At 66.3% G+C, this 12,677-nt stretch carries 12 protein-coding genes and 1 pseudogene; 11 read left to right on the plus strand and 2 right to left on the minus strand.

All coding sequences use genetic code 11. The annotated features are described in order from the left end of the window. Nucleotides 1-139: 139 nt before the first annotated feature. Nucleotides 140-2,164 (minus strand): FAD-dependent oxidoreductase, encoded by a 2,025-nt coding sequence (locus ASD10_RS04545; RefSeq protein WP_056605287.1) that lies wholly within the window; start codon nt 2,162-2,164, stop codon nt 140-142. 454 nt (nt 2,165-2,618) lie between these two features. On the opposite strand from ASD10_RS04545, the gene ASD10_RS04550 reads away from it, so the two are divergent. The 7 genes and pseudogenes from ASD10_RS04550 (at nt 2,619) to ASD10_RS04575 (ending at nt 8,420) form a co-directional block, all read left to right on the plus strand. After that, nucleotides 2,619-3,440, plus strand: coding sequence for a transporter substrate-binding domain-containing protein (locus ASD10_RS04550; protein ID WP_162248822.1), 822 nt, complete (start codon nt 2,619-2,621; stop codon nt 3,438-3,440). Next, entirely contained in the window at nt 3,437-4,399 is a 963-nt protein-coding gene (locus ASD10_RS04555) for an amino acid ABC transporter permease (protein WP_082556018.1), read from the plus strand. The genes ASD10_RS04550 and ASD10_RS04555 overlap by 4 nt, the downstream gene beginning before the upstream one ends. A gap of 41 nt (nt 4,400-4,440) precedes the next feature. Beyond that, a complete protein-coding gene (locus ASD10_RS04560) occupies nt 4,441-5,226 on the plus strand; it encodes an amino acid ABC transporter ATP-binding protein (protein ID WP_056605293.1) in 786 nt (261 codons plus the stop codon). Nucleotides 5,227-5,467: 241 nt separating this feature from the next. Beyond that, the coding region (locus ASD10_RS04565; protein WP_235501931.1) for an electron transfer flavoprotein subunit beta/FixA family protein at nt 5,468-6,085 on the plus strand (618 nt) is incomplete at its 3' end. A 376-nt stretch (nt 6,086-6,461) separates the two neighbouring features. After that, nucleotides 6,462-6,620: pseudogene (locus ASD10_RS19295) on the plus strand (electron transfer flavoprotein subunit alpha/FixB family protein); the annotation flags it as partial. A 34-nt stretch (nt 6,621-6,654) separates the two neighbouring features. Next, a complete protein-coding gene (locus ASD10_RS04570; protein WP_369797577.1) occupies nt 6,655-7,350 on the plus strand; it encodes an electron transfer flavoprotein subunit alpha/FixB family protein in 696 nt (231 codons plus the stop codon). 2 nt (nt 7,351-7,352) lie between these two features. After that, nucleotides 7,353-8,420: a zinc-binding dehydrogenase gene (locus tag ASD10_RS04575; RefSeq protein WP_056605297.1), complete on the plus strand. Its 1,068-nt coding sequence runs from the start codon at nt 7,353-7,355 to the stop codon at nt 8,418-8,420. A 5-nt stretch (nt 8,421-8,425) separates the two neighbouring features. Here the strand turns inward: ASD10_RS04575 and ASD10_RS04580 are convergent, their stop codons facing one another. Next, nucleotides 8,426-9,169 carry a GntR family transcriptional regulator gene (locus ASD10_RS04580; protein WP_056605300.1) on the minus strand — a complete coding sequence of 248 codons (744 nt, stop codon included), beginning with the start codon at nt 9,167-9,169 and terminating at the stop codon, nt 8,426-8,428. Nucleotides 9,170-9,296: 127 nt separating this feature from the next. On the opposite strand from ASD10_RS04580, the gene ASD10_RS04585 reads away from it, so the two are divergent. Genes ASD10_RS04585 through dhaK form a run of 4 tightly spaced genes read left to right on the plus strand, consistent with a single transcriptional unit; the run spans nt 9,297 to nt 12,664 of the window. Next, complete coding sequence (locus ASD10_RS04585) at nt 9,297-10,178, plus strand: class II fructose-bisphosphate aldolase (protein ID WP_056605302.1); 882 nt, start codon at nt 9,297-9,299, stop codon at nt 10,176-10,178. Beyond that, on the plus strand, nt 10,175-10,981 hold the full coding sequence (locus ASD10_RS04590; protein WP_056605305.1) for an HAD-IA family hydrolase: 807 nt from the start codon (nt 10,175-10,177) through the stop codon (nt 10,979-10,981). Before ASD10_RS04585 ends, ASD10_RS04590 begins: the two co-directional genes overlap by 4 nt. Nucleotides 10,982-10,983: 2 nt before the next feature. Then, nucleotides 10,984-11,628, plus strand: a complete 645-nt coding sequence (gene dhaL, locus ASD10_RS04595; RefSeq protein WP_056605308.1) for a dihydroxyacetone kinase subunit DhaL — start codon at nt 10,984-10,986, stop codon at nt 11,626-11,628. Nucleotides 11,629-11,668: 40 nt separating this feature from the next. Then, nucleotides 11,669-12,664: a dihydroxyacetone kinase subunit DhaK gene (dhaK, locus tag ASD10_RS04600; protein WP_056605311.1), complete on the plus strand. Its 996-nt coding sequence runs from the start codon at nt 11,669-11,671 to the stop codon at nt 12,662-12,664. The last annotated feature ends 13 nt before the right edge of the window (nt 12,665-12,677 follow it).

Genomic DNA, 12,677 nt, shown 5'->3' on the forward strand with positions numbered 1-12,677 from the left:
GAAGAGCTGACGACAAGGAGGGATGCGCCCCAGGGGGCGCATCCCTCCTTGTCGTCTTGTGCCAGGCGTCGTCTCCAAGCGTTCAGACAACACAGAAGGGGCCGGGCATCATGCCCGGCCCCTTCTTCGTCTCAGATGTTCACAAGTTCTGGCAGAGGCGGCGCGCGTCGTAGATGGCCGAGTGGATGCCGCGGTGCGAGATCGCGTCCCCGACTCGGTAGAGCCTGAAACGTCCCTCCCGGTCGTCGTGCGTGGGCTGCGCCTGTCCGAACCGGAAGAGGTCCAGGTCGGTCTCGCCGTTGTTGCGCGAGTGAGGCTTCAAGGCCAGATACACGTCGTCCATCGCGATGGTGCCCTGCTCGACGACCACGACATCGGCTGTGCGCTCGTCCATGGTGTCGGACAGCACGTTGCGGAGCGTGGCCTTCAGCTGTCCGTTGGCGCGCTCGACCGAGAGGACCTCGGTATCCGGCGTCGCAGTGACGCCGCCTCGGAGGAGTCGGGTCTTGTAGCCGGGGATGATCGTGTGTCCGACGTCGTGACCGATGTGCTCGTCGACCGTCACGATCTCCACGGTGTTGCCCTCGCCTTCGAGGAAGTGCTCAGCGGCGACCAGCGCCTGCTCGGCACCGTGGTCATCGACGATCAGTACCGACTTGTTCGAGGGCGCAGCCTTGCTGAGGACGTCGACGACGCTGAGGGTCAGGTCGCCGCCTCCCTGGGGCAGGTCCGTGTTGGGCATGCCGCCCGTGGCGATAATGAAGACGTCCGCGTCGAGCTTGAGGAGATCGTCCTCATCGACGTAGTGGTTTGCCAGCAGACGCGCACCGGCGTGCTTCGCCTCGCCCACGAGCCACTCGGTGATGGAGCGCTTCTCGGACTGCCGCGCCGATCGCGACAAAGGGAGGACCTGGCCGCCGAACTGGCTGGCCGCCTCGTACAAGGTGACGTCATGGCCTCGCTCGGCCGTGACCCTTGCGGCCTCCAAGCCCGCCGGGCCTCCGCCGACGACGACGACACGAAGCCGCTCGGAGGTGGGGGTGGTCAGGTGTGGGATGAAGGCCTCACGGCTGGTGGCCGGGTTGTGGATGCACAGGGTCTCGACCCCGGTCAGGCAGTGACTCGCACCGACGCAGGGACGGATACGCTCCTCTTCACCGGCTTCGAGCTTCGTGACGATGTGCGGGTCGGCGATGTGGCTGCGGGTCATGCCGATGAGATCGACGAAGCCCTCGCGCAGCGCGTATCGGGCGGTGGCCAGGTCGGCAACGCGGCCGGCATGGAAGACGGGCACGTCGACTGCCTGGCGAATGGCCAGCGCCAGGGGCAGCTTCTCACCGAGGGGAGTGCCGGCGGACGGGATCAGATCGGCGAGCTCGCGGTGCGTGAACCCGCTCCCGTAGAGAACGTTGAGGAAGTCGATCTGACCGGTTCCGGCCAGCAACCCCGCCATCTCGACGCAGTCCTCACCCTGCAGGCCGTCGGGGGAGGGTTCTTCGCCCGGGATCCGCGCGCCGACGGCCCAGTCGTCCCCGACCTCTGCGCGGATGGCCCCGACGATCTCGATGAGGAACCGCGCGCGGTTCTCCACAGATCCTCCGTACTCGTCGGTGCGCGTGTTGCCGCGCTTGGCGAAGAAGGTGTCAGGCAGGTGCCCCGAGCTCGCCATGATCTCGACGCCGTCCAGCCCGCCGTCCTTCGCGTAACGCGCGGCGCGCGCGTAGGCAGCAAGGATGCGGGTGAAGTCGAAGTCCTCCATCACCTTGGGGAAGGTGCGGTGAGCGCGCTCGCGTATGGCCGACGGCGCGACGGTGGGGAGCCAGGTCGCGTGGTCGTCCGCGCGCCGACCGAGGTGGCTGATCTGGACCATCGTCTTGGCGCCGTGCCGGTGCAGCCTCTCGGCCAGGTCGGCGTAGTTCTCCACGATGCGAGGGTTGCCGGCGTTGATGCTCTCGAAGAAGCTGTGCGCGTCCTCGGCGACGAAGCTCGACCCTCCGAACATCACCAGTCCAATGCCACCGATGGCCTTCTCCTCCTGGTAACGGAGGTAGCGATCGGTCATCAAGCCGTCACGGGTGTATCCGAGCGGGGCATGCGCCGTCGTGATCACACGGTTCTTGACCGTCAGGTTGGCGAAGCTGAAGGGTTCGAGCAGAGGGTCCACGGGGGATGCCTTTCGAGCTGGGGTGTGTGCCTAACGGCGCTGCAGGTTGCGAGATGAAGGACTTTTCGCCATTGAAGTGCACAACACTTCAACAGTCGGTAAGACGATGGTAGCTCGCCATGGAGCGTTTGTAACCTCATCGGTGAGACGTGCGCCACTAGGCCGTGCCTAAGGTGTCAGAGACGTTTCGTGCGAGAAACATTCTCGGCAACCTGTTGTCAAGGGGTTGTGATGTGAGGTAGAACTGTCCCACACTTCAACAGTACGACGATCACCTTCTCGGGGTCCCTCCACCAGAAAGAGTCCTGCCATGAACCGCACCTCTGTGCGTAGCACCCGCCTCATCGGCGCAGCTGCTGTCGCCGTACTGCTCTCTTCCGTCGCCGCCTGCGGTGGATCGTCCGACAGCTCCAGCGCCTCCGCAGCGGCCGGCGGCGGCTCGGGATCAGAGAAGGTGGACAAAATCGCAGCTCTGCTGCCCTCGTCCGTGACCAAGGACGGGTCGGTCAAGATCGCCGCCGCGGCCTACGCCCCGGCTGTCGTCGCTCCCTCCAGCGGCTCGAAGGTGCCGTCGGGCTGGGACGCCGACCTCATGACGGCTGCGGCCGACGTGCTCGGGGTCAAGGCCGACTACGTGATGATCCCGTTCGACGGCATCATCACCGGCCTGCAGGCTGAGCGCTACAACGCGGCCGTTGGCGACATCGGCATCAACGACGATCGCCTCAAGTCGGTCTCGTTCGTTCTCAACCACACCACGCGCGACCTGTTCGTGGTGCCGACCGACAGCAAGGTGCCCGACACCGTCGAGACCGCCACCGACGCGTGCGGCCTGTCCGTCGGCGTTCTGCTGGGGTCCCAGGAAGCTGGCTTCGCAACTTCGGCCAAGGCCGACTGCAAGGCGGCGGGCAAGGACCTGACCATCAAGACCTTCCAGGACCAGGCCACCGTCAACCTCGCCGTGGCGCAGGGTCGTGTCGACGCCAACCTGACGGACGAGGGAACCGCCGGCCTGCTCCTCGAGAAGTCGCCGGGCAAGTTCAAGACCGTCGAGGTCCCCTTCGTCCCCGTGCTCCCGACAGGCTTCGCCTTCCCGAACAACGACGACACCGCGAAGATCACCGAGGCGTTCGCCGCAGCCATCAACCACCTCATCGAGACCGGCGAGTACGACAAGATCACGGCCAAGTACTTCAAGGACGGCGACGAGGGCAAGGTCGACAAGGCCGAGGTCTATTCGACGACCGTCACGGGCGCGAAGACGTCGACCAAGTGAGCATCACCTCCCAGGCAGCCGCTCGTGGGACGTCGTCCCACGAGCGGCTGGCCGCCCAGGACCAGCCGCCGACGGACGTCGTCCAGCTGAAGCATCCGCTCCGCATCGCGTCGGCAGGGCTGGTCATCTTCACTGCGGTCGCAGGCGGTTACTCAGTCGTCACGAACGAGAACTTCCAGTGGGACCGTGTCGCCTTCTACGCGTTCAACCCGCAGATCCTCGCGGGACTGCGGTCGACGCTGATCCTGACGGTCGCAGCGGTGACCATGGGTCTCGTCCTCGGCATCATCCTGGCGACCTTCCGCATCTCGCAGAACCGCGTCCTGTCCGGCGTGGCCGGGTTGTACCTGTGGTTCTTCCGTGGCACGCCCCTGCTCATCCAGCTGATCTTCTGGTTCAACTTCGCCGCCCTCTATCCCCGGCTCGGTATCTCGATCCCGTTCGGCGGTCCCGAGCTGGTCGGCGCCAGCACGAACGACGTCCTGACCGTCTGGTTCGTCGCACTGCTCGGCCTGACCTTGAACGAGGCGGCCTACATGGCCGAGATCATCCGCGGCGGGCTGCTGGCGGTCCCGAAGCAGCAGACCGAGGCGGCCCAGGCGCTCGGCATGAGCCAGCTCCTCCTGTTCCGCCGCGTGGTCCTCCCGCAGGCGCTGCGCGTCATCATCCCGCCGACCGGCAACCAGGTCATCGGCATGCTGAAGTACAGCTCGCTCGTCAGCATTATCGCGCTGCCCGACCTGCTGTACTCGGCCCAGCTGATCTACTCGCAGAACTTCGAGACGATCCCGCTGCTCATCGTGGTGTCCCTCTGGTACCTGCTGTGCACCAGCATCCTGACGGTCATCCAGCGTCGGGTCGAGAAGTACTACGGCAGGGGCACGGCGAGTGCTCCCACGCCCAAAGCGGCGAAGGCGATCCGCAAGGAGAAGGCCCGACTGTCAGAGGTGCCGGCATGAGCATCGGAACCACAGAGATCGACCAGACAGGAGCCGCTCCCATGGAGTCGAGCAACAACAGTCCCCGTGAGCCCATCGTGAGGGTCGTCGACCTGACCAAGAGCTTCGGCGGGCTGGACGTCCTCAAGGGCGTCAACCTCGAGGTGGAACGCGGCGAGGTCGTCTGCATCCTCGGACGATCAGGGTCGGGAAAGAGCACGCTGCTGCGATGCGTCAACCACCTCGAGCGGCCCGACTCCGGCGCAGTCGTCGTCGACGGCTTCGTCATGGGGTACCGCGCCAAGGGCGGCAAGCTCCACGAGCTTCGGACCGGCGATGCAGCCAAGCAGCGGCAGACGGTCGGGATGGTCTTCCAGTCGTTCAACCTCTTCCCGCACATGACGGTCATGGAGAACCTGATCGAAGCGCCGCGCAAGGTGCAAGGTCGTGGCCGCGACGAGCTGGTTGGTGAGGCGCGGGCTCTGCTCAAGGACGTAGGCCTGCTGGAGAAGGAGAACGCCTACCCGGGAACGCTCTCGGGCGGTCAGCAGCAGCGTGTCGCTATCGCTCGGGCACTCATGATGCAGCCGAAGGTGATGCTGTTCGACGAGCCCACCTCCGCCCTCGACCCAGAATTGGTGGGGGAAGTGCTCGAAGCGATGAAGCGCCTCGCGGCGACAGGCATGACGATGATGGTCGTCACCCACGAAGTCGGCTTCGCGCGCAATGTGGCCGACCGCGTCATCTTCATGGCCGACGGAGTGGTCGTCGAAGACGGGCCGCCGTCGCAGGTCATCGACAACCCCCAGGCACCCGAGACCAAGACATTCCTGAGCACGCTGCTCTGACCGGGTCGCGGAACGACGTGCTGCGCCCGGACGCCCGGGCCAGCCGTCCTTCGCGACCGCCGAGCCAACGCATCTGACAGTCCGGGGATCACAGAGGTCCGGGCTGCCCATCAACTGGACTGATAGTCCGTAGGAGGGTCCTCGTGACCAAAATCGTTGTCGCTGTGAAGTATGTCCCGGACGCCACGGCCGACNGGACGGTCTGCTGTCGGAGCTCGACGAGTACGCGGTCGAGCAGGCGCTGCAGACGGTCGAGGCCGGTGACGGCGAGGTCGTCGTGCTGACCGTCGGTCCCGAGCAGGCCGCCGACGCGGTGCGCAAGGCACTGCAGATGGGTGCCGACTCGGGCATCCACGTGCAGGACGACGCGATCCACGGCTCGGACGCGTTCGCGACGTCCGAGGTCCTGGCCAAGGCCATCGAGAAGGTCGGCGACTACGACCTGCTGTTCTTCGGCATGGCGTCCACCGACGCCGGTCTGGGCGTCGTCCCGACGCTGGTCGCCGAGCGCCTCGGCCTGCCGGCCGTCACGTTCGCCTCGGAGATCACGGTCGACGGCGACACGGTCAAGATCCGCCGCGACGGCGACGTCGCGACGCAGGAGATCGAGGGCACGGGCAAGCTCGTGGTCTCGGTGACCGACCAGACCGGTGAGGCGCGCTACCCGTCCTTCAAGGGCATCATGGCCGCGAAGAAGAAGCCCGTCGAGGAGTGGTCGCTGGCCGACCTCGGTCTCGACGCGAGCAACGTCGGCCTCGACAACGCCTGGACCAAGGTCGAGTCGTACGAGCCCCGACCGCCGCGCACGGCCGGCGAGATCGTCACCGACGAGGGAGACGGCGGCACCAAGCTCGTCGAGNACATGGCGTCCGACAAGACGAGGACCATCGCGCTGAAGCACGCGGGCGAACAGCTCAGCGACCAGGCGTACGCGGCCTTGACGTACGAGGAGCTGCTCACAGCCGAAGAAGCATGCGCCCTCATGTCGGACATGTCTCCGCGACGCCTGGCACGCCTTCGCAGCGAGGGCAAGGTCGTGGCTATCCGAGTCGGAAACGGCCACCTCTACCCGCGATACCAGATCGACGTCACACGACGGACGCTCGACGCTGGTACCACCTCAACGACGGCGTCACTCCCTACCGAGTCGCTGCCGTGGGCCGCGCTCGAGCGACAGCTCGGTGGCAGCGCCCTTCGCCAACCACCTTCACGTACCGACCTGAAAGTCCTGTCACATGACTGAAGTTCTCGTTCTCATCGACGCCCCCGACGGCAAGGTCACCAAGCCCTCGCTCGAGCTGCTGACGATCGCCCGCCGCATCGGCGAGCCGTCGGCCGTCGTCTTCGGCTCCGCCGACACCGGCGTGCTGGCCGAGTACGGCGCCGAGAAGATCNACGCAGCTGGTCAAGGAGACCAGCCCCGCGGCGGTGCTGACCGGCTCGTCCACCGAGGGCAAGGAGATCAGCGCCCGCGTGGCGCTGAAGACCGAGTCCGGCTGGATCGGCGACGCGGTCGACGTCCAGGCCGACGGCGGCACCGTCACCACGACGCAGTCGGTCTTCGCCGGCAACTTCACGGTGAAGTCCAACGTGACGCAGGGTGCGCCGGTCATCTCGGTCAAGCCCAACTCCGTGGCCCCCGAGGCCGCCGCCGGTGCGGGCACGGTCGAGGCAAAGACGGCCGAGATCACCGACGCCGCCAAGGGCGCCAAGATCACCTCGTCCAAGGAGAAGGCCGCCTCGGGCCGTCCCGAGCTGACCGAGGCCGCCATCGTGGTCTCGGGTGGTCGTGGCACCGGTGGCGACTTCACCGAGGTCGAGGCGTTCGCCGACAGCCTCGGCGCCGCGGTCGGCGCGTCGCGTGCTGCGGTCGACTCGGGCTGGTACCCGCACAGCTTCCAGGTCGGCCAGACCGGCAAGACGGTCTCGCCGCAGCTGTACGTCGCCAACGGCATCTCCGGTGCGATCCAGCACCGCGCCGGCATGCAGACGTCCAAGACGATCGTCGCGGTCAACAAGGACGACGAGGCGCCGATCTTCGAGCTCGTCGACTTCGGCGTCGTGGGCGACCTCAAGACCGTCCTGCCCCAAGCGACCGACGAGGTCAAGAAGCAGAAGGCCTGACCATGAAGACAGTGCACGTGCGAGGTGACCGCCTGGTCACTGTCGAGGAACGAGATGAGCCGCAGCTCCTAACCGGTCCCGGTGCGAGCGGACTTGACGCCATCGTGAGGGTAACGGCCGCCTGCGTGTGCGGCTCCGATCTGTGGACCTACCGAGGGTTCCGCAAGCCCTCCCACGACCACGGCATGGGGCACGAGTTCGTCGGCGTCGTGGAAGAGGTCGGCGCCAACGTCCGCGCCGTCCGTCCGGGCGACTTCGTCATTTCGCCGTTCTACATCGCCGACGGCACGTGTGCCGTGTGTCGCTCTGGGTTCACCGCTCACTGCCTGAACGGCGGCACCTTCGGCGCCGAGATCCCCGGCGAGGGCCACGCCAACGGGACGCAGGCCGAGGCGGTGCGCATCCCCTTCGCCGACGGCACACTGACTATCGTGCCGAGCGGCGCTGCGAGCGACACTAACCTGGCCGGCCTGTTGGCGCTGTCGGACGTCATGGGAACCGGCCACCACGCGGCGATCTCGGCAGGTGTCCGACCTGGCTCGACCGTGGTCGTGGTCGGCGACGGCGCTGTTGGACTGTGTGCCGTCATCGCGGCCAAGCGGATGGGTGCTGAGCGCATCGTGGCGATGTCGCGTCACCCCGACCGACAAGCGCTCGCGCGCGACTTTGGCGCTACGGACGTGGTCGCTGAACGAGGTGACGAAGCCATCGAGATGGTGAAGGAGATGTTCGACGGGATCGGGCCGGAGATGGCACTCGAGTGCGTCGGTTCTGTGGAGGCGATGACGCAGTCCATCAGGTCGGTGCGTCCAGGAGGCAACGTGGGCTTCGTCGGCGTGCCAGTCACCGGTGGGGAGCTCTCCGTGCAGACGATGTTCCGCACGAACGTCGGCGTCCGTGGTGGCATGGGCACAGTCCGGGACTACATGGCAGATCTGCTGCCAGCAGTGCTCGAAGGGTCCATCCAGCCAGGACGGGTCTTTGACAAGGAGCTGCCGTTGGCTGATGCCGCCGAGGGATACGCACTCATGGACGAACGACGCGCCATCAAGGTCATGCTGCGGCCATGAGAGCCCTAGAGCTCGTAGTCGAACTGGAGGCGGACAGTGTCGCCTCGAAAGACGATGGACGAGTACTCGAACGGTCGACCGGTGGGATCGGAGATGACGTCGGTGAGCATGAGGGCAGGCGCACCACGTCTCAGCTCGAGCAGCGTGGCGTCAGTGCCCTCGACCGCGACGGCCTCCAGGTTCTCCGCCACCGAAGCCATGGGCAGCGCGTACTGGTCCTTCAGCACCACGCACAGCTGCTGTCCGACGAGATCGTGGTCGGCGAGGTCGGGAGCAAGGTTCGCCGGGACGTAGGACCGGTGGAGGCTGACGGGCGAGCCGTTCGCCGAACGAAGCCGGACGACGGCAACTACGTCCTGGCCTTCCAGGCGAAGGCCCTCGCGGACAGCGCGCGGAGCAGCAGTGGTCTCGACCGACACCAGCGTCGTCGAGATGGCGTACCCCTGAGCCTCGAGCTGTTCGCGCACACCCTTGTAAGCAGGCGACCGCGCCGTGATCTTCGGAGGCGCGACGTACGTGCCCTTGCCAGGGACCCTCACGAGCAGCCCCTCGGTTGCCATCTTGCTCAGGACGCCTCGCACCGTCATGCGGCTGAGCCCGTAGATCCGGTTCATCTCGTTCTCGGACGGCACGCGCTGGTTGGGGACCCACTCTCCGCCGGTGATCTTGGCGTACAGGATCTCCTCGAGCTGCTGGTACAGCGGAATCGCTGAGTCGCGGTCGAGAGTCTCGGTCACGGGTTCCTCCATCAGACAAGCCTAGGACATCTGTACCTCAACGTACTTGTACAAGCCTGTCTATACAGGTACGGTGAAGTGCCAGTTGTGAGCCGCGACACAATGCTCGCTACGACCAGAACCACCGAGGAGCCAACAGATGCAGGTGTCAACAGCCACCCTGACCCGGGTCGCCAGAGACCACGGATACGCCGTCCCGGCCGTCAACGTTTTCGATGAGATCGGTATGCGAGCCGTTGTCGAGGCCGCCGAACTGCGATCAGCGCCGCTCATCGTCCAGGTGTCGGTCAAGACGACACGCTCCGTCGGCACGGGCCTCCTCACCGACACGTTCCGAGCCCTGACCCGGGATGCTTCCGTTCCGTTGGCCCTTCACCTCGACCACTGCCCAGACCGCGCCGTCGTCGAGGAAGTCATCGCGGCGGGTTGGTCGTCTATCCTGTTCGACGCCTCCGACCGCGACCTTGCCACTGCGGAGCGAGAGACGACTGAGGTCGTCACGGCAGCCCACGCCGCCGGCGTCGACATCGAGTCGGAGATCGAGAACATCCTCGGCGTCGAAGACGGCGTCGGGTCCGATGAAGCGCAGCACGCCTACAGCGTCGAGCAGCTCGCAGAGGTGGCCGAACGTACAGGAGCCGACCTGCTGGCGCCGCAGCTCGGAACGAGCCACGGCATGTTCACGGCCAAGCCGACGTTGCTGCCGGAACGAGTCACGGCCCTGGCCGCTCTGACCGACAAGCCCATCGTTCTGCACGGTGGAACTGGTCTGTCCGACCAGGAGTTCCAGTCCTTCATCTCCGCCGGCGTCTCCAAGATCAACATCTCGACCGCCGTGAAGATGTCCTACATGCGGGCCGCCGCCGCGCACCTGGACGAGGCCCGTCGCACGGACCGCTGGGACCCGCCGGCGATGTTCAGGACTGTCTCGGACGCTGTCCGGTCAGAGATCGTCGCGCACATCGACGCGTTCGGCGCGGCCGGTCGCGCCGAAGCCGCGGCGAAGGCGATGCAGCCATGACCTCGGACTTCCTCATCTTCGACTGCGACGGCGTCCTCGCCGACACGGAGAGAGATGGACATCTTCCGGCCTTCAACGAGACTTTCGAGCATTTCGGAGCACCCATCCGATGGAGCCAGGACGACTACGCCGAGCTTCTGAAGATCGGCGGCGGCAAGGAGCGCCTCGCCTCCGTCCTGACCCCCGAGCTTGTGAAGGAAGCAGGGCTCCCCACCGACCCGCAGCAGCAGCGCGATGTCGTCCTGTCCTGGCACAAGTACAAGACCGCGCGCTACACCGACATGGTCCGAGCCGGCCGCCTGCCCGGACGGCCCGGAGTCGCGCGCCTCGTCGCGAAGGCGCACGACGCGGGATGGGGGCTTGCCGTCGCTTCGACGTCAGCCGAAGAGTCGGTGCGAGCTGTGCTCGAGCACGTCGTCGGCGCCGATCTTTCCAAGCAGTTCTCGGTATTCGCCGGAGACGTCGTCGCGGCCAAGAAGCCTGCACCGGACATCTATCAGCTGGCGCTGAGGAAGCTCGACGCGTCGCCGACGCAGGCTCTCGTCGTCGAGGACAGCCACGTCGGCCTGACCGCGGCTCTGGCGGCTGGACTAGTCACCGTCGTCACCCAGAGCAGCTACACCGCTGACGAGGACTTCTCGGGTGCAGCTCTTGTCGTTAGCTCTCTGGGCGACTACCCGGCAGACGCGACGGTCGTCATCGACTCGCCCCACGGCGTCGCGATCGTCGGCCACGTGGGACTCGACGACCTCATCCGCGTGAGGGCAGCCGCCTTCTCGTCCAACTCAACACCCGGTAGGTGACCATGAACTACAGCGCGAGCGCGACCGGGACGACCCGGCTCGAGAACACCGTCAAGACCATCGCAACAACCTGCGTGGCCAACGAGCAGTACTTCTGCGATCTCGACTCCGTCTTCGGTGACGGAGACTTTGGCTACTCCCTCGCTCGGGGGTTTGAGAAAGTCCTCGAGGACTGGGAAAGCTACGACCGTTCCGACCTCTCCACCTTCCTGCAGGGCGTCGCGATGACGATGAGCAGTCGCATCGGCGGCACCTCAGGGCCGATCTGGGGAACAGCTTTCCTCCGGGCCGCCACCGCCATCAAGTCCAAGCAGTCGCTGGAGGGCGCGGACGTGGTCGCCATGCTGGACGGCGCCATCGCCGGCATCAAGAAGCGCGGCGGAGCCGAGGTGGGCGACAAGACCCTGCTCGACGCCCTCGTGCCGCTCAACGACGAGATCCGCGAAGGCGTTGCGGAGAACGCGGAGCCCCGGGCGATCGCCGAGCGGGCGGCCAAGGTCGCTCGCGAGTCGGCCGAGGCAACCAGCACCCTGACGGCACGGCGAGGCCGCGCCTCGTACACCGGCGATCGAAGCATTGGTTCTCCCGACCCGGGCGCCATCGCCATGGCCGTGCTTGCCGAGCACATCGTCGACTCCTGGGCCTGACCGCCTACCCAACCGCCCCGTCAAGACCGAAGGAACCAGCATGAAGAAGTTCATCAACGACCCCCAGGCTTTCGTGCCCGAGATGCTGCAGGGACTCGCGCTCGCCAACCCGGACACCCTCACGTACGTGCCTGAGTACAACCTGATCCTGCGAGCCGACGCCCCCAACCAGGACCGCGTCTCCATCATCCAGGGATCCGGATCAGGCCACGAGCCTGCTCACGTCATGCTCGTCGGTGAAGGCATGCTCGACGGCGCCTGTCCCGGCGACGTCTTCGCAGCACCTCCGACGGAGTACGTGCTCGAAGCGGCTCGACGTCTCGCGAGTGACAAGGGCGTACTTCTCCTGGTCAACAACTACACGGGCGACAAGATGGCGTTCGAGATGGCTGAGGAGCTGGCCGACGCCGAGGGCATCAAGGTCCGCACCCTGTTCATCAACGACGACGTGGCCGTCGAGGACTCGCTTTACACGATCGGCCGACGGGGCGTGGCCGGCAACTTCTTCGTCATCAAGGCCGTCGGTGCCGCGGCAGCAGGCGGCGCAGACCTGGACGAGATCGTCCGCATCGGCGAGAAGGTCAACGCCGCCACCCGCACCATGGGTGTCGCGTTGACGGCCTGCACCCCGCCCGCGAAGGGGACGCCGCTGTTCGACATCGGCGACGACGAGATGGAGGTCGGCGTCGGCATCCACGGCGAGCCGGGCCGCCGGCGGACCAAGATGACCTCCGCGAACGAGATCGTCGATGAGCTGCTGGAGGCCATCGTCCCGGATCTCCCGTTCTCGTCCGGCGACGACGTCGCACTGATGGTCAACGGCCTCGGCGGCACGCCGATCAGCGAGCTCTACCTCCTGTACGGGATCGCCCACGCGCGCCTCGCCGAGAAGGGCATCTCCATCGGACGAAACTACGTCGGCTCGTACTGCACAGCGCTCGACATGGTCGGGACCTCCTTGACCCTCGTCAAGCTCGACGACGAGATCCGGTCCCTGCTCGAAGCGCCGGCCCACATCCCGGTTCGCATCTTCTGATCCCCTCTGCGTG

Origin of the sequence: Aeromicrobium sp. Root472D3 (genome assembly GCF_001426485.1) — a bacterium.
Lineage (GTDB): Bacteria > Actinomycetota > Actinomycetes > Propionibacteriales > Nocardioidaceae > Aeromicrobium.

Coding starts and splice junctions, on each gene's coding strand:
- dhaL (WP_056605308.1), top strand. CDS start 10,984: ATGAACTACAGCGCGAGCGCGACCGGGACGACCCGGCTCGAGAACACC.
- ASD10_RS04580 (WP_056605300.1), bottom strand. CDS start 9,169: ATGGAGGAACCCGTGACCGAGACTCTCGACCGCGACTCAGCGATTCCG.
- ASD10_RS04590 (WP_056605305.1), top strand. CDS start 10,175: ATGACCTCGGACTTCCTCATCTTCGACTGCGACGGCGTCCTCGCCGAC.
- ASD10_RS04560 (WP_056605293.1), top strand. CDS start 4,441: ATGGAGTCGAGCAACAACAGTCCCCGTGAGCCCATCGTGAGGGTCGTC.
- ASD10_RS04585 (WP_056605302.1), top strand. CDS start 9,297: ATGCAGGTGTCAACAGCCACCCTGACCCGGGTCGCCAGAGACCACGGA.
- ASD10_RS04575 (WP_056605297.1), top strand. CDS start 7,353: ATGAAGACAGTGCACGTGCGAGGTGACCGCCTGGTCACTGTCGAGGAA.
- dhaK (WP_056605311.1), top strand. CDS start 11,669: ATGAAGAAGTTCATCAACGACCCCCAGGCTTTCGTGCCCGAGATGCTG.